Below are 15613 nucleotides of genomic sequence, written 5' to 3' on the forward strand. Positions count from 1 at the left end.
TGATTCCCGCGGACAGTTCCGATTGTTACCATTGACAATCGGGAGTGTGAAATGAAGACCAGAAAGACATATCCAGTAGAGTTCCGTTCTGAGGCGGTAAAGCTGGTACTTGAGCAAGGGCTCAGCCTTGAAGGGGCGGCCAGGCGGCTGGGTATCCCCAAGGGTACATTGGCTAACTGGGTTGTAGCGGCGAGGTCTGGCGGTGACCAACCGGCGCCGGGGGCGCGCAGTGTCACGGAGCTGGAAGCAGAGAACGCCAAGCTGCGCAAGGAGTTGGCAGAGGCACGCCTGGAGCGAGACGTCATAAAAAAAGCTGCAGCGTACTTTGCTCAGGCATCACTGCCCGGTACGCGTGGATAGAAGAGCACCGAAACCTATTCCCGGTGGTGGTGGCCTGCCGGGTTCTAGCGGTGTCCCGTGCTGGGTACTATGGCTGGCGTGGACGTTCTCCATCTGAGCGAGAACAAGAGGACGAGCGGCTGAAAGTGGCGATCCGGGCGGCACATGCCAAAACACGGGAAACCTATGGCGTACGCCGTTTGCAGCCAGAACTGGCGGCGATGGGCTTTGAGGCCGGGCGTGATCGCATCGACCGTTTACGACGCCAGATAGGCATCCGGTGCCGGCAGAAGCGCAAGTTCAAGGCGACCACCAATTCGGCCCACTCGTTGCCGGTCGCGGAGAATGTCTTGGGTCAGGTGTTCGAGCCGACCCGCCCGAATCAGGTCTGGACGGGTGATATAACGTACATCCCGACGGACGAGGGCTGGCTGTACCTAGCGGCACTGAAGGATGTGTTTAGCTGCGAGATCGTTGGCTATGCGATGGGCGCGCGGATGACGACCGAACTGGTCAGCAAGGCGCTGTTCCGGGCGGTCCAGCACCAGCGGCCGCCGGCCGGCTTGATCCACCATACGGATCGTGGCAGCCAATACTGCGCCAAGGCCTACGGGGATTTGCTGACGCAGTTCAGGATGCATAGCTCGATGTCACGCAAGGGGAACTGTTTCGACAATGCGCCGATAGAGAGCTTCTGGGGAACGTTGAAGAACGAGCTCGTCCACCATCGCCGTTACGCAACGCGGGCGGAGGCGGAGGCATCGATCAGGGAGTACATCGAAATCTTCTATAACCGCCAACGCCGTCACTCGCGGCTTGGCTACTTGGCGCCGGCTGAATTTACCCGGAAGTACTGGAATTCAGCCAAGGCCGCTTGAATCGGAGCTGTCCGCTCTTGCCAGGACACCCCAATGCACTTGCGCGATCGAACCGGCAGCCATGGGTTGCGCATCGAAACGGGCAAAGACGGTCTCGACGGAGCAGCCCAACGATTGTTCTATCTCCGCTCGCGCCCGTTCGGCCGGAAAGACGGCGACATGGTCCTGCAGCTTGCGCAGCGCGACGATGTAGTCGTCCGGCAATAGCTCCCCGTGCAGGCTCAATCCCTGTCCGAGCTTGACGAAGGTGGTGCCGAGCCTTTCCAGCATTCCGGCAAAGCGCAACGCCGGCGCGACCCTCGGACGGATCAAGCGCACATGGACGCAGGCGCGCCACGCGAGATAGCCCCACAGCGCGATATTGACTTGCCATAGGCGAAGCAGCACATGCATGAATGCCTCGCTGTCATGTGACAGGATATTTCCATGGGCGGCTGTGATCGCCGGTATGACCGGAACCGTCGTGGGAATGGTCGGAGTGGCTGCCATGGGGGAATCCGTGCCCCATGCACCCGCGCCACGGCAGCAGCAAGAAAACGCCGGCGGCGGACACGATCCAAATCCGGTTTTGTAAAAGCCAGTTCATGATCACCTCCGTAACTCAATGCAGTCATACCCGTCTCGTTCTTCATGTTATGGCAGATTCGAAGCTTTCATCGTGTCGGCCGAGAACCGGCCGGTCATGCGGTGTGCTATCAAGGTAATGTTGATTCAAGACATTTTCCTTGCCGGAGCCCGGCTCGCCCTGAGATGTCGACACGCGGCGAAGCGGGTTCCGGGCAATCGCGACGCGATCACCATTGATCCGGCTGGAGGGACGCGGTGAAGCGAAGACATTTGCAATACGGGATCGGCGCCGCAGCGATCCTGATCGCAGCGATTCTGGCAGCGGTATACCTTGCGCAACGCCCCACGCAGGCACTTGGCATCCTGGAAGGGAATGGCCAGGTGCGCGGAGCCGAAGTGACGGTGAGCGCAAAGATTGGCGGCGTGGCCGACATTGTCGCGATTCGCGAGGGCCAGGCGATGAAGGCCGGCGATTTGATCGCAGCAATCGCCTCACGCGAGCTGGAAGCCCGGCTCCGCGAGATGCGGGCGCAGGCGGCGGCCTCCGAGAATTTGCTGGCCGAGCTCGATGCGCAGCTCAAGGTGTTCGACATCGCCGCGGAGCAAGCCAAGGCCGGCGCCGATGTGACGGCGGGCGCCTCCTTGCATGAAATTCACCGCGAGTCTGAGGCACTGGCCCGCGCCAATGCCGAGGTCGCCGCCGCCGAAGCGCAATCCGCCCGGGATGGGGCCGAGCATGACCGTTTCGAGAAGCTGCTTGCACAAGGATTCATCAGCAAGAATTATTTCGACGAAGTGGCGACCCGCAGGCGTGTTTCCGAAGCCCGGCTGTTGGCCGCGCGCCGAGCGCGCGAGGAGGCGCAGGCCGCACTGGAAAAAGCGCGTGCCGCCTCCGGCGAAGCCGCCATCAAGGCAAAGGACGTCCAACGCATCGCGGCCGAGCGCGTACGCACGCAGGCGGCGCGGGCTACCGCTGCAAGCCAGGCCGACGCGGCGCGTGCACGGGTAGCCCAGATCGAGGCGCAACTGGCGGATACGCGCATCCTGGCGCCGGTCGATGCGACAGTGATGGCAAAGCTGGTGGAACCCGGAGAGCTGGTTGCGCCGGGGCGGCCGCTCGCCACGCTGACCAATCTCAAGGACTTGTACGTGCGCGTCTTCGTGCCGGAACGGGACATCGGCAAGATTCGCCTCGGCAATCCGGCGCGTATCTCGGTGGATGCGTTTCGCGGCCGCGCTTTTTCCGGCAAGGTGACGGAAATCGCGCAGCAGGCCGAATTCACGCCCAAGGATGTGCATATGCAGGATGAACGTGAAAAACTCGTCTTCGGCGTCAAAGTGGCTATCGACAACCCGGACGGGCTGCTCAAGCCCGGCATGTTTGCCGATGCGAAGATCAAGGTGGACCCGAATGCAGCCTGGTGAAGGCAAGGTCGCACGTACGCCGGCATCGGTCCCGGCGATCTCCATTCATTCCGTGTCACGGCGTTTCGGCAAGCGCCTTGTACTCGACGATGTGACGCTCGAGGTGCAAGCGGGCGAGATGTTCGGCATCGTTGGCGCCGACGGCGCGGGCAAGACGACGCTGCTGCAGTCGATCTGCGCGATTCTCGACCCGAGCGCCGGCAGCGTGGCCGTGGCCGGCCGCGACAGCGTGCGCGAGGCGGGCAGGATCCAGGCGGCACTCGGTTACGTTGCCCAATCCTATTCCCTGTATGGCGACCTGACGGTGGCCGAGAACCTGGCGTTTTTCGCCGCGATCCGTGCCGTGCCGTCTTCCGTGTTCGCTGCGCGGCGCGAAGCCTTGCTACGCTTTTCCGGCCTTGCGCCGTTTCTCGACCGGCGGGCGAAATCCCTCTCCGGCGGCATGCAGAAAAAGCTGGCGGTGTGCTGCAGCCTGTTGCATGAGCCGGAGATCCTGGTGCTGGATGAGCCGACCCTTGGCGTCGATCCGATCTCGCGGCGCGAACTGTGGACCATGCTGCGGGCGTTCCATGCGCGCGGCAAGACCATCATCGTCGCGACGTCCTACATGGACGAGGCGGCAGGCTGCGATCGGGTTGCGGTGCTGGCCGGGGGCCGCGTGCTCGCCTGCGGGCCACCCGCCGGATTCGGCGATCTTGAAGAAGCCGTCAAGCATCTGCTGGCGCCTGCTGCCGCAGTGCCCGAACCGCCGCCTGCACTGCTCGCGGCAGAAGAGGCAAAGGGCGACGCGATCCGGGTGTCGGGCTTGAGCCGCCGCTTCGGGAATTTCACAGCGGTCGACCGGCTCAGCTTCAGCGTTGCGCGCGGCGAGATTTTCGGCTTGCTCGGCCCGAACGGTTCGGGCAAAAGCACGACCATCAAGATGCTCACCGGTATCCTGCCGCCGTCGGAAGGCAGCATGGAAGTGGCGGGCATCGACGTTGCCGCACGGCCCGGCTCAGTGAAAGGGCGCATCGGCTACATGTCGCAGCGCTTCTCGCTGTATGTCGACCTCACGGTCGATGAAAACATCGAGTTCTTCGGCTCGATTTATGGCCTGTCCGACGTCGCGCTCGCCGAACGCCGCGCCTGGGTATTGCGGCTGGCCGGCCTTGCCGGCTACGAACGCGCTTTGGTGAGGTCGCTGTCAGGCGCGCTCAAGCAGCGGCTCGCGCTCGGCTGCGCCGTGCTGCACCGGCCGGACGTCCTGTTTCTCGACGAGCCGACGTCCGGCGTCGATCCGGTTTCACGCGAGGGGTTCTGGCACCTGATTACCGCGATCGGCCGCGCCGGCACCGCCGTGCTGGTTACCACGCATTACATCCGCGAGGCACAGCGCTGCGACCGGGTGGCATTCATCGACCGCGGACGGCTGCTGGCGGTCGATGCTCCTGCCGTGCTGCGCGCGCGCCATGGCGGGGTAGACCTGGAGGATGTGTTCATCGCGTTGATGAAGCATCCGGGGCAGGAAAAATGATGCTGGCGGCGCTCCTTCGCAAGGAAACCATCGAAATCCTGCGCGACCCGATCACGCTGGCGGTAGCGGTGGTGCTGCCGCTCATCATGCTGTTCTTGTTCGGCTATGGCGTGTCGATGGATGTCGAGAACGTCCCGACGGCGGTCTACGACCAGGACCGCACGCCGCAAAGCGCGCGATTCATCGACACTTTCGTGCAGAGCGGCTATTTCAAACACCATCGCAACCTCTGGTCGCCGCGACAGGTCGATGCCGCCCTCGACCGAGCCGACGCCACCATGGTCATCGTCATTCCGCCGGGCTTCGCGCGCCGCCTGGCGGCCGGTTCGGAGGCGCCCGTGCAGATTCTCATCGACGGTTCGTTTTCGCCCACCGCGCTGATCGTGTCGAACTATGCTGCCGCCGTCGTCAACCGCTTTTCGACGCGGCTTGCCGAGGAGCGCCTGGCCGAGTTCGGCTTGACGGCGAGCGGCTTGGTGCGGCTGGAGTCGCGCGTGTGGTACAACGCGCCGCTGAAGACCGTGAACTACATCGTGCCCGGCCTGTTCGCCGTGCTGCTGATGGCCTTTCCGCCGATGCTGACCGCGCTGGCGATCGTGCGCGAACGCGAGCGCGGCACCATCGAGCAAATCTATGTCTCGCCGGTCAGTCCAGCCATGTTCATACTCGGCAAGATCATTCCCTATGCCGTCCTCGCCTTCGGCGAGATGCTGCTGGTGCTGGCAGTGGGAACCGCCTGGTTCGACATCCCCTTGCGCGGCAGTCTTGGCTTGCTGCTCGGGGCTTCGCTGATTTACGTTTTCGTGACCGTGGGGCTGGGCGTGGCGGTATCGGCGGTTGCCAGGACGCAGGTGGCGGCGGTGCTGCTTTCGTCGGTCGGCACGCTGATGCCTTCATTCCTGTTTTCGGGCTTTCTGTTTCCGATCGCGACGATGCCGTACCTGTTGCAGCTTTACACCTACGCATTCCCGACGCGCTACTTCAACGACATCAGCCGCGACCTGTTCCTGAAGGGCGTCGGCATCGAGTACCTGTGGGGGAATATCGCGCTGCTGGCATTGTATGCCGTCGTCCTCTTCGCTGCGGCCAGCCTGACGCTGCGCAAAAAGGTGGCGCGATGAGGCGCCTTGCCGCAGCGATCCGCAAGGAGTTCCGCCAGTTTCTGCGCGATTGGCTGCTGGTTGTACTCGTGGTCTTCATCTACACGGCGGATCTCGTGATCTGCACCAGCGCGCTATCGTTCGACGTGCGCAACCTGCGGCTTGCGCTGTACGACGGCGACCGCAGCGAGTTGAGCGCGCGGCTGGTCGAGCGCTTCACCGCCACCGACTACTTCGGCAAACTGATTCGCACCAGCCGCATTTCCGACATCGACCGCTTGCTCGACGCCGGCCAAGCCGACCTCGCCCTGGTGATTCACCCAGGTTTCGCCCAACAGGCAGCGGCCGGCCGCGCGACCGAGGTGCAAGTGCTGCTGGCCGGGGTCAACGCCAATACCGCGAATGCGGCGCGCGGGTATGCGCAAACCATCGTCGGCGGCTTTGCGCGCGACTTGCTGGAAAACCACGCGGCGCGGCACGGCATCGCCGTCGATTTGCCGTCCGTGCGGGTCGACGTACGCATCTGGTACAACCCGCAACTCGAATTCGCGCACTTCATGGCGGTGTCGATGATCGTCGTCGCCGCGCTGATGGTGGGCGTGATCACGGCCGCCGCCGGCCTGGTACGCGAAAAGGAATCGGGCACCATCGAGCAATTGGTGGTGACGCCCTTGCGCAGCCATGAATTGATCATCGCCAAGGCGGCGCCGCCGTTTACCATCGGCATGCTCGCGCTGTCGCCCAGCATCCTCATCGCCAAGGCATTCGGTGTGCCCCTGGCCGGCAATCTCGCTCTCTTCATCGCCGCCTCGGCAATCGCGCTGGCCGCGTTCCTGGCGATCGGTTTTTTCATCGGCACGCTCGCCGAAAACCTCCAGCAAGCGCTGCTGCTGGCCTTCTTCATTCTTTTCCCACTGATGTTTCTTTCCGGGACGATTGCACCGATCGAAAGCACACCGGCGTTGATGCAGTGGCTTTCATCGCTGAGCCCGGTGCGCTATTACATGCAAATTGCGTTGGGTATCTTGTTGAAAGGAGTGGGCATGGAGGTCTTGTGGCCGCAGTTCGCCGCGCTTTTCGTCACCGGAGGAGCACTGAGCGCGTGGAGCGTCGCCCGTTTGCGCCGGCGACTTTATGCGTAATACCTTGTTGTTCGTTCGGCATGCAGCGGGCGGCCAGGGATTTTTACAGGAGACCATGGATGAGCGATGGTTGCTGCATTGTTTCGGCGTTGCCCGCGTCGAGCTGGATGTTGCCGACGGAAATGTGCGAGCACAAAGGCATCGGCCATCCCGATTCCTTGTGTGACGGTGCTGTGGAAGCGGCGGCGCGCGCCCTCGGTCGCGCCTATCTCGAGAACTATGGCGCGATACGGCCCTTCAATCTCGACAAGGCTCTGCTGATCGGTGGCGTCAGCAAGCCGCGCTTCGGCGGCGGGAGGTTGTTGCAGCCGATGCGCCTGATTATTTCCGGCCCGGTGACGGAGCTGCCTTCGCCATCGGCAAGGGAGGTTGTAGAGCAAGCCGTCCGAACATACATCGATTCGACGATCGGGCTGGACCCGGCCGCGATTGTCATCGAGCCGCGGGTGCGGACCTGCACGCCCAGTCTGGCGCATGTGCTCGACATGCCGGCGGGGGTGCTGTCCAACGATACGTCGTTCGGCGTCGGATACGCCCCTCATTCCGAATTGGAGCGGCTGGTGCTGGATGCGGCGGCCGTTCTGCGCAGCGACGCATTGCGCACCCAAATACCGGGAGCCGGCAAGGATTTCAAGGTCATGGGAAGCCGTCATGGCAACAAGCTTTCCTTGACGGTGGCGCTCGCCATCCTCGATTGCGAGGTCGGGGACGCCGGAATGTATTTCGCCATCAAGGAGCGGGTCGGCAGCTTCTTGCACGAGAGGCTTGACGAGCATTTCTCGCTGCGAATCAATACGCTCGACAATCCGGATGCAACGGATGAAGGCAGTATCTATCTGACGGTGACCGGCTTGTCGGCGGAGCAGGGGGATGACGGACAGGTTGGCCGCGGCAACCGTGTCAACGGATTGATTACGCCTTATCGGCCGATGTCATTGGAAGCCGCCGCCGGGAAGAACCCTGCCGCGCATGTCGGCAAACTCTACAACGTGCTGGCCCATAAGCTGGCGCGCGACATATACGAGCATGTCGCCGGGCTCAATGGCGTCACCGTGCGCTTGCTCTCGACCATCGGCATGCCGGTCGACCAGCCGCATCTCGCGGCTGTCGATGTGGCGACCTCGGCACCCCTCGGGCAGGCGCAACGCGCTTGGATTAAAAAGTTGGTCGCAGCCGGGCTGGACGATTTGCCGGCCCTGTCGCGTCAACTGATCGACGGCGATATTCCTGTCTTCTGACAGAATGTATCGGCCTGCCGCACCTTGGGTGACGCGCTTTCAAGGAATCGTCCCACGGGGATTCCCTGCGGTCAGCGCCACGCCTCAAGACAGGCTGGGGAGTACCGCAGGTTTATTCGCCCGATCTCAGGCAAAGCGCCGCGCCGCGTCCAAGGCCAGCCCGCAGCCAATGCTGCCGTACAGGTCGCCTTCCACCGCCCGGGCCGTCGGCAGCACTGCGGCGATGCGCTGGCGCAAGAGCGGCACACCGCTGGCGCCGCCGGTGAAGAACACGGTGTCGACTTCGCCGGCCTTGACGTTGGCGTCGGCGAGCAGGCGGCGTACCGTGTTCTCGATGGTGTCGACCTGCTGCGCGATGGCCTGGTCGAACTGGGCGCGCGTGATGTCGTGGCTCAGTCCGGCTTCGATCTCGTCGAGCGGCAACGCGACCTGTTCCGCCGACGACAGCCCGATCTTGGCCGCCTCCACCTGGATCGCCAGCCAGTGGCCGGCGCGCTTGTTGACCAGCGAGAACAGCCGGTCGAGCTTGTCGCTCTCCAGCGCCTCGTTGTACACGTCCTTCAGCCCGGCCAGGGCCTGGCGGGTGTAGGCGAAGTTGATGGTGTGCCAGGTGGCGAGATTGAAGTAGTAGCTCGACGGCATCTCGGCGCCGCTTTTGAGCCGGCTCTTGAGACCCAAGAGCGGCATCACCGCGTGCAGGCTCAGTTGCTTGTCGAAGTCGGTGCCGCCGATGTGCACGCCGCAGTTGGCGAGGATATCGTCGCGCCGATCGAGCTGGCCGGCGCGTTCCGGCGAGACGCGGATCAGGGTGAAGTCCGAGGTACCGCCGCCGATGTCCACCACCAACACCAGTTCCTCGCGGTCGATGCGGCTCTCGTAGTCGAAGGCGGCGGCGATCGGCTCGTACTGGAATTCGATGTCGGAGAAGCCGGCGCGGCGGGCGATCTCGCCCAGCGTGTCTTCGGCCAGCTTGTCGGCCTTGGGGTCGTCGTCGACGAAGAACACCGGGCGGCCGAACACCGCCTGGCGGAAGGAGCGTCCGGCCTGGCGTTCGGCGCGGGTCTTGAGGCCGTCGATGAACATCGACAGCAAATCCAGGAAGCGCAGCACGCGCCCCTGCACCTCGGTCTGGCCGCTCATCAGGCCGGTGCCGAGCACGCTCTTGAGCGAGCGCATCAGCCGGCCTTCGTAGCCTTCCAGGTATTCCGCCAGCGCGGCGCGGCCCAGCGCCACCGTATCCTCGTCGGCGTTGAAGAACACCACCGACGGCAGCGTCGCCTTGCCGTCTTCCAGCGCCAGCAGGCTGGGTTGGCCGGGGCGATACCACCCGACGGTCGAATTGGACGTGCCGAAATCCACGCCGCAGGCGTTGGTCGTCATGCTGCTCTTACTCCGCTTTGCTCTGGAAGGCGCGCGAGTATAGCGGAAAGTCCGCCGTTGTGCTCTCCCCGTACTGTGGCCGGAGGGATTTCGTAATCGCGACAACGGCGTACAGATGCGGGAAGCGGCGCGCCGTGGAGCAAGCTAAGAGGGCGGTCATGCCGCCAGCGCCAAGCCATTGATATTCGTCAATTTTTCGCCGTCATTTCCTTGATTTGTGCGCTGCATCGTGGCAAGGGGCACCCTCCTGGGGTCGATTGAAGGCACAGCGATTTACTGAAATGATCGTCGCGCGGTCGAGGGCAAGAGATCGAGAGGCATGCTCCCCCCTGACCGTAGCGTTCCCTTCACCACCCACTACGTCACGGCGGTCGCCGTGGAACAAGAGCCAAGATTGGCCGAGGAGAAAACATGAAGAAACTGGCTGTGTGCCTGATGCTGTCGCTGGCGTCCGTCGGCGCTTCCGCGAAGGATTGGAAAGTCATTCGTTTTGGCGTCGACGCCAACTACGCCCCGTTTGAATCGAAAGCGGCCGACGGCAAGCTGGTCGGCTTCGATATCGACCTCGGCAACGCCATCTGCGAGAAGATCAAGGCCAAGTGCGTGTGGGTCGAGAACGACTTCGACGGCATGATCCCGGCACTCAAGGCGAAGAAATTCGACGGCATCCTGTCGTCGCTGTCGGTGACCGAGAAGCGCGCGGAACAGATCGCCTTCTCCGACAAGCTGTTCAATACCCCGGTGCGCCTGGTGGCCAAGAAAGGCTCGCCGCTGCAGCCGACGGCCGAGTCGCTGCGCGGCAAGCGCATCGGCGTGCAGCAGGGTACGGTGATGGAGAGCTTCGCCAAGGTGCATTGGGAGTCGAAGGGTGTCGAGGTGGTGCCGTACCAGAACAATGACCTGGTGCTGTCCGATCTGGCTTCCGGCCGTCTCGACGGCAGTGTGCAGGAAGTGGTGCTGGCCGACAGCGCCTTCCTGAAAACCGCCCCGGGCCGCGCCTTCGCCTTTGCCGGCGGCAACCTGAACGATCCGAAGATCCTCGGCACCGGCACCGCCGTCGGCCTGCGCAAGGAAGACACCGATCTGCGCCAGCTGGTGAACAAGGCCATCGCCGACATGCACAAGGACGGCACCTACCAGCGGTTGTCGAAGAAATACTTCTCGGTGGACATCTACAACTAAGTCCCCTCGCCGGGCCCGCCGTGTTCATGACGGGTCCGGCTCTCATCGGTTTTCCTGCTTCTCCGCCGCTGGGCCGGGTTCGGCCCGGTGATCATGCCGGCGGACAGGCAGGGGAGAACGGCCCCACTCAAAGCATAAGAGGGCCAGTCCCATCGAACGGCAGGGGAGCACCATGCCGCTCGACCACCGCTTCTCAAGGAGAGACTCATGTTCCTGGCAGGCTATGGCCCGCTGATCCTGGACGGCACCATACAAACCATCAAGCTGGCGCTGTTGTCGCTGGCGGTGTCGGTGCTGATCGGGTTGATTGGCGCCAGCTCTAAATTGTCCGGCAGCCGCGTGCTGCGCGGCCTCGCCACCGGCTACACCACGCTGATCCGCAGCATTCCCGACCTCGTGATCATGCTGCTGCTGTTCTACAGCCTGCAGATGCTGCTCAACGAGGTCACCGAGTGGCTGCAGATGGACCAGATCGACATCAATCCGTTTCTCGCCGGGGTGGTGACGCTGGGCTTCATCTACGGCGCCTATTTCACCGAGACCTTCCGCGGCGCCTTCCAGGCGGTGCCGCGCGGCCAGCTCGAGGCTGCTTCCGCCTACGGCATGAAGCCGTGGCAGGTGTTCCGCCGCGTGCTGTTCCCGCAAATGATGCGCTTTGCGCTGCCCGGCATCGGCAACAACTGGCAGGTGCTGATCAAGGCCACCGCCCTGGTCTCGATCATCGGCCTGTCCGACATCGTCAAGGCCACCCAGGACGCGGGCAAGGGCTCGTTGCAGTTGTTCTACTTCACGCTGATCGGCGGGCTGATCTACCTGGCGATCACCACCGTGTCGGGCTTCGTGCTGATGTGGCTGGAGCGCAGCTATTCCGTCGGCGTCAGAAAGGCTGAACTATGATCGAGATTCTTCAGGAATACTGGCAGGCCTATCTGTGGAGCGACGGCTACAAGCTCACCGGACTTGCCATGACGATGTGGCTCCTGGTGCTGTCGGTGGCCATCGGCTTCGTCATGTCGGTGCCGCTGGCGGTGGCGCGGGTGTCGAAGAACTCCATAATCCGCGGGCCGGTGTGGTTCTACACCTACGTGTTTCGCGGCACGCCGCTCTACATCCAGCTCCTGGTGTTCTATTCGGGCATGTACAGCCTCGACCTGGTGCGCGAGCAGCCGCTGCTGGACATGTTCTTCCGCCAGGGCTTCAACTGCGTGGTGCTGGCCTTCGCGCTGAACACCTGTGCCTATACCACCGAGATCTTCGCCGGGGTGATCAAATCGACCCCCTATGGCGAGATCGAGGCGGCGCGTGCCTACGGCATGTCGAGCTTCACGCTCTACCGCCGCATCATTATCCCGTCCATGCTGCGCCGTGCACTGCCGTATTACGGCAACGAGGTGATCCTGATGCTGCACGCGACCACGGTGGCCTTTACCGCCACGGTGCCGGACATTCTGAAAGTGGCGCGCGACGTCAACTCGGCCACCTACGCCTCGTTCGAGGCCTTCGGCATCGCCGCCGCGCTGTACGCCGCCATCGCGTTCGCGCTGGTCTGGCTGTTCCGCCGCTGCGAGCTGCGCTGGCTGGCGTTCATGAAACCCCAGGCGCATTGATGGTCCCCGCGTGGCCGAAACGGAGTAGATAACCATGTACAAATTGAAGGTCGACGACCTGCACAAGAAATACGGCAGCCACGAGGTGCTCAAGGGCGTGTCGCTCAAGGCCAAGGCCGGTGACGTGATCAGCATCATCGGGTCGAGCGGCTCGGGCAAGAGCACCTTCCTGCGCTGCATCAACTTCCTCGAACAGCCCTGCGCTGGCAGCATCACGCTGAACGACGCGCCGATCCGCACCGAGAAGGACAAGCACGGCGCGCTGCGCGTGAGCGACGCCAAGCAGTTGCAGCAGATGCGCACCAAACTCGCCATGGTGTTCCAGCACTTCAACCTGTGGGCGCACATGACGGTGCTGGAGAACATCATCGAGGCGCCGATGCACGTGCTGGGAGTGAGCCGCGACGAGGCGGTGGCGCGGGCGCGCAAATACCTGGCCAAGGTTGGCCTGCCGGAAAGCGTCGAAGGCAAGTACCCCTCGCACATGTCCGGCGGCCAGCAGCAGCGCGTGGCGATCGCCCGGGCGCTGGCGATGGAGCCGGAGGTGATGCTGTTCGACGAACCGACCTCGGCGCTCGACCCGGAACTGGTGGGCGAGGTGCTCAAGGTGATGCAGACCCTGGCCGAGGAAGGCCGCACCATGCTGGTGGTGACGCACGAGATGGGCTTCGCGCGCGAAGTGTCCAACCACGTGATGTTCCTGCACCAGGGCCGGGTGGAGGAGGAAGGGCATCCCGACGAGGTGTTCAACCGTCCCAAGAGCGAGCGCCTCCAGCAGTTCCTCGCCGGCAGTCTGAAATGATCGAGTAGGCCCGATGCAGAAAGCGAGCGCACTGATGGATATCCCGTTGCGGCTGGCGGTGGTGGGGCTGCCGCCATGCTCGATGTTCGGCATCGGCTGCTTCCTCGAACCGTTCGCGTTGGCCAACCGGTTGGCCGGCAAGAAGCTCTACCAGCTCGACGTCTACTCCTGGGACGGCCAGCCGCTGCCCTTGAGCGGCGGCATGAGCTACCCGGTGACCGGCGCGCTGCGCGAGGCGGAGGGCTTCGACCAGCTGTTCGTGCTGAGCGAGGCGGTCACTCCGTTTGCCGACACGGCCCTGTTTACCGGTGAGCTGGCACGTCTTGCGCCGCGCGTGTCGCTGCTGGGCGGGGTGCACGCCGGCGCCTGGTGGCTGGCCAGCGCCGGCGTGCTGGACGGCTACCGTGCCACCATCCACTGGCCGGATTACGCCTCGTTCGCCGAGCGCTTCGGCAAGGTGGTGGCGAGCCAGCGCGTGTTCGAGCTCGACCGCGACCGCTTCAGCTGCGGCGGGGCGCTGGCGGTGCTCGACGGCGCGCTGGCGCTGATCGGCCGCGTGCACGGCACCGAGCTGGTCGAGTCGATCGCCGCCGCGCTGTGCGCCGAGCGCGTCCGCAGCAGCGAGGACAAACAGCGCGTGCCGCTGCTGGCGCGGGTGGGTGAGAAGCAGCCCAAGCTCACCGAGGCGGTGATGCTGATGGAAGCCAATATCGAGGAACCGCTCACCACCGACGAGATCGCCCAGCTCACCGGGCAATCGCGCCGCCAGCTCGAGCGGATGTTCAAGCAGCATCTGGACGTGCCGCCCTCGCGCTACTATCTGCAACTGCGGCTTGAGCGAGCCCGCGACATGCTGCGCAACACCGGCAAGTCGGTGGTGCAGATCGGGCTGTTGTGCGGGTTCTCCTCCGGCCCGCATTTCTCCACCGTGTACCGCGCCCACTTCGGCATCGCCCCGCGCGAGGAGCGTTTCAACAACGAGGCGTGAGGGTCCGGGCTCTTTCCGGAACGCCGCGCCTCAGCCTGTCCAGAGGCTGGCTCAAACAGAAATGGCCTTGTCGTTTTTCTGGAAGGTAAAACAAAAAAGCCTCTTTAGAATGGGTCCCAGCTCAACGCTCCCATCTCTACCGACAGCCAAGGAGAATAGAATGACCGCTCAAGTCACCCGCCACACCTTCGATGAAGTCATGGTGCCCAACTACGCCCCGGCCGCGTTCATCCCGGTATCCGGCAAGGGCTCGCGCCTGTGGGATCAGGGCGGCAACGAATACGTCGACTTCGCCAGCGGCATCGCCGTGACCAGCCTGGGTCACCTGCATCCGGAACTGACCGCCGTGCTGCATCAGCAGGTCGACCGCCTGTGGCACCTGTCCAATACCTTCACCAACGAACCGGCGCTGCGCTTGGCGCGCCGCCTGACCGAGGTGACCTTCGCCGAGAAGGTGTTCTTCAGCAACTCCGGCGCCGAGGCCAACGAAGCCGCGCTGAAGCTGGCGCGCCGCTACGCCTTCGACCACTTCGGCGGCAACAAGACCGGCATCGTGTCGTGCAAGCAGGCCTTCCACGGCCGCACCCTGTTCACCGTGTCGGTGGGCGGCCAGCCCAAGTACACCGAAGGCTTCGCGCCGCTGCCGGGCAACCTGAACCACATCGAGTTCAACAACCTGGCCGCCGCCGAGGCCGCCATCGACGACAGCACCTGCGCCGTGATCGTGGAGCCGGTGCAAGGCGAGGGCGGTGTGCTGCCGGCCACCCCGGAATACCTGAAGAAGCTGCGCGAGCTGTGCGACAAGCACAACGCGCTGTTGATCTTCGACGAAGTGCAGATCGGCGTCGGCCGCTCCGGCTCGCTGTTCGCCTACATGCACTACGGCGTGACCCCGGATATCCTGACCAGCGCCAAGGCCCTCGGCAACGGCATGCCGATCGGCGCCATGCTGACCACCAGCAAGGTGGCTGCCTCCTTCGTGGTGGGCACTCATGGTTCGACCTACGGCGGCAACCCGCTGGCTTGCACCGTGGCCGACAAGGTGATCGAGATCATCAACACCCCCGAGGTGCTGGACGGCGTCAAGCATCGCCACCAGTTGTTGGTAGATGGCCTCAAACGCATCAACGCCAAGCATCAGGCGTTCAAGGACGTGCGCGGCATGGGCCTCTTGGTCGGCGCCGAGCTGGTCGACGAACTCGCCGGCAAGGCCAAGGACTTCCTCACCGTCGCGGCGCGCCACGGCCTGGTACTCTTGGTGGCCGGCCCCAACATCGTGCGCATCGCGCCGTCGCTGGTGATTCCGGAAGCCGATCTGGAAGAAGGCTTGAAGCGCCTGGAGGCGGTGACCGCCGAGATCATGGAGAAGGCCCAGGCGGCCAAAGAAGCCCAGCCGGCCTGATATCGGCAATCAACGTAGGATGGGTGGAGCGTAGCGCAACCCATCAT

The 15613-nt window shown here is 63.8% G+C and carries 14 protein-coding genes; 12 read left to right on the forward strand and 2 right to left on the reverse strand.

The genetic code is table 11. The features are described from left to right. Positions 1–51 precede the first annotated feature (51 nt). A protein-coding gene (locus tag PSEMAI1_RS21220) for an IS3 family transposase (RefSeq protein WP_156943097.1) occupies positions 52–1217 on the forward strand; the annotation gives its coding sequence in 2 pieces (ribosomal slippage) (positions 52–316 and positions 316–1217; 1167 coding nt in all). Here the strand turns inward: PSEMAI1_RS21220 and PSEMAI1_RS0109650 are convergent. Next, positions 1200–1706 carry an AarF/UbiB family protein gene (locus PSEMAI1_RS0109650; RefSeq protein ID WP_024302675.1) on the reverse strand — a complete coding sequence of 169 codons (507 nt, stop codon included), beginning with the start codon at positions 1704–1706 and terminating at the stop codon, positions 1200–1202. The genes PSEMAI1_RS21220 and PSEMAI1_RS0109650 overlap by 18 nt on opposite strands. A 333-nt stretch (positions 1707–2039) precedes the next feature. On the opposite strand from PSEMAI1_RS0109650, the gene PSEMAI1_RS0109655 reads away from it, so the two are divergent. Genes PSEMAI1_RS0109655 through PSEMAI1_RS0109675 form a run of 5 tightly spaced genes read left to right on the forward strand, consistent with a single transcriptional unit; the run spans position 2040 to position 8205 of the window. Continuing rightward, positions 2040–3209 (forward strand): HlyD family secretion protein, encoded by a 1170-nt coding sequence (locus PSEMAI1_RS0109655; protein ID WP_084612657.1) that lies wholly within the window; start codon positions 2040–2042, stop codon positions 3207–3209. Next, positions 3196–4725 (forward strand): ATP-binding cassette domain-containing protein, encoded by a 1530-nt coding sequence (locus PSEMAI1_RS0109660; RefSeq protein ID WP_024302677.1) that lies wholly within the window; start codon positions 3196–3198, stop codon positions 4723–4725. Before PSEMAI1_RS0109655 ends, PSEMAI1_RS0109660 begins: the two co-directional genes overlap by 14 nt. Further along, positions 4722–5846, forward strand: coding sequence for an ABC transporter permease (locus PSEMAI1_RS0109665; protein ID WP_024302678.1), 1125 nt, complete (start codon positions 4722–4724; stop codon positions 5844–5846). Before PSEMAI1_RS0109660 ends, PSEMAI1_RS0109665 begins: the two co-directional genes overlap by 4 nt. After that, positions 5843–6967 (forward strand): ABC transporter permease, encoded by a 1125-nt coding sequence (locus tag PSEMAI1_RS0109670; protein ID WP_024302679.1) that lies wholly within the window; start codon positions 5843–5845, stop codon positions 6965–6967. The genes PSEMAI1_RS0109665 and PSEMAI1_RS0109670 overlap by 4 nt, the downstream gene beginning before the upstream one ends. Positions 6968–7026: 59 nt before the next feature. Next, positions 7027–8205, forward strand: a complete 1179-nt coding sequence (locus tag PSEMAI1_RS0109675) for a methionine adenosyltransferase (RefSeq protein WP_024302680.1) — start codon at positions 7027–7029, stop codon at positions 8203–8205. Positions 8206–8331: 126 nt separating this feature from the next. On the opposite strand, the gene PSEMAI1_RS0109680 is transcribed toward PSEMAI1_RS0109675, so the two are convergent. Then, positions 8332–9585 (reverse strand): Hsp70 family protein, encoded by a 1254-nt coding sequence (locus PSEMAI1_RS0109680; protein WP_024302681.1) that lies wholly within the window; start codon positions 9583–9585, stop codon positions 8332–8334. A 411-nt stretch (positions 9586–9996) separates the two neighbouring features. On the opposite strand from PSEMAI1_RS0109680, the gene PSEMAI1_RS0109690 reads away from it, so the two are divergent. From PSEMAI1_RS0109690 to PSEMAI1_RS0109715, 6 genes are all read left to right on the forward strand, one after another. Then, on the forward strand, positions 9997–10767 hold the full coding sequence (locus tag PSEMAI1_RS0109690; RefSeq protein ID WP_024302682.1) for an ABC transporter substrate-binding protein: 771 nt from the start codon (positions 9997–9999) through the stop codon (positions 10765–10767). A 207-nt stretch (positions 10768–10974) separates the two neighbouring features. Continuing rightward, entirely contained in the window at positions 10975–11664 is a 690-nt protein-coding gene (locus PSEMAI1_RS0109695) for an ABC transporter permease (RefSeq protein WP_024302683.1), read from the forward strand. Beyond that, on the forward strand, positions 11661–12374 hold the full coding sequence (locus tag PSEMAI1_RS0109700; RefSeq protein WP_024302684.1) for an ABC transporter permease: 714 nt from the start codon (positions 11661–11663) through the stop codon (positions 12372–12374). The genes PSEMAI1_RS0109695 and PSEMAI1_RS0109700 overlap by 4 nt, the downstream gene beginning before the upstream one ends. Positions 12375–12408: 34 nt before the next feature. Next, entirely contained in the window at positions 12409–13176 is a 768-nt protein-coding gene (locus PSEMAI1_RS0109705) for an ABC transporter ATP-binding protein (protein WP_024302685.1), read from the forward strand. A 13-nt stretch (positions 13177–13189) separates the two neighbouring features. Further along, positions 13190–14164: a GlxA family transcriptional regulator gene (locus PSEMAI1_RS0109710; RefSeq protein ID WP_232219880.1), complete on the forward strand. Its 975-nt coding sequence runs from the start codon at positions 13190–13192 to the stop codon at positions 14162–14164. Positions 14165–14324: 160 nt separating this feature from the next. Then, the gene (locus tag PSEMAI1_RS0109715; protein WP_024302686.1) at positions 14325–15566 is read left to right on the forward strand and encodes an aspartate aminotransferase family protein; all 1242 of its coding nucleotides are present in this window, start codon (positions 14325–14327) and stop codon (positions 15564–15566) included. Positions 15567–15613 lie beyond the last annotated feature (47 nt).

Source organism: Pseudogulbenkiania sp. MAI-1 (assembly GCF_000527175.1).
Lineage (GTDB): Bacteria > Pseudomonadota > Gammaproteobacteria > Burkholderiales > Chromobacteriaceae > Pseudogulbenkiania.

What these genes read in the sequence shown, in the direction of transcription:
- PSEMAI1_RS0109650 (WP_024302675.1), bottom strand. Translation starts at nt 1,706, where the DNA reads ATGGCAGCCACTCCGACCATTCCCACGACGGTTCCGGTCATACCGGCG.
- PSEMAI1_RS0109675 (WP_024302680.1), top strand. Translation starts at nt 7,027, where the DNA reads ATGAGCGATGGTTGCTGCATTGTTTCGGCGTTGCCCGCGTCGAGCTGG.
- PSEMAI1_RS0109700 (WP_024302684.1), top strand. Translation starts at nt 11,661, where the DNA reads ATGATCGAGATTCTTCAGGAATACTGGCAGGCCTATCTGTGGAGCGAC.
- PSEMAI1_RS0109705 (WP_024302685.1), top strand. Translation starts at nt 12,409, where the DNA reads ATGTACAAATTGAAGGTCGACGACCTGCACAAGAAATACGGCAGCCAC.
- PSEMAI1_RS0109715 (WP_024302686.1), top strand. Translation starts at nt 14,325, where the DNA reads ATGACCGCTCAAGTCACCCGCCACACCTTCGATGAAGTCATGGTGCCC.
- PSEMAI1_RS0109660 (WP_024302677.1), top strand. Translation starts at nt 3,196, where the DNA reads ATGCAGCCTGGTGAAGGCAAGGTCGCACGTACGCCGGCATCGGTCCCG.
- PSEMAI1_RS0109710 (WP_232219880.1), top strand. Translation starts at nt 13,190, where the DNA reads ATGCAGAAAGCGAGCGCACTGATGGATATCCCGTTGCGGCTGGCGGTG.
- PSEMAI1_RS0109670 (WP_024302679.1), top strand. Translation starts at nt 5,843, where the DNA reads ATGAGGCGCCTTGCCGCAGCGATCCGCAAGGAGTTCCGCCAGTTTCTG.
- PSEMAI1_RS0109690 (WP_024302682.1), top strand. Translation starts at nt 9,997, where the DNA reads ATGAAGAAACTGGCTGTGTGCCTGATGCTGTCGCTGGCGTCCGTCGGC.
- PSEMAI1_RS0109695 (WP_024302683.1), top strand. Translation starts at nt 10,975, where the DNA reads ATGTTCCTGGCAGGCTATGGCCCGCTGATCCTGGACGGCACCATACAA.
- PSEMAI1_RS0109665 (WP_024302678.1), top strand. Translation starts at nt 4,722, where the DNA reads ATGATGCTGGCGGCGCTCCTTCGCAAGGAAACCATCGAAATCCTGCGC.
- PSEMAI1_RS0109680 (WP_024302681.1), bottom strand. Translation starts at nt 9,585, where the DNA reads ATGACGACCAACGCCTGCGGCGTGGATTTCGGCACGTCCAATTCGACC.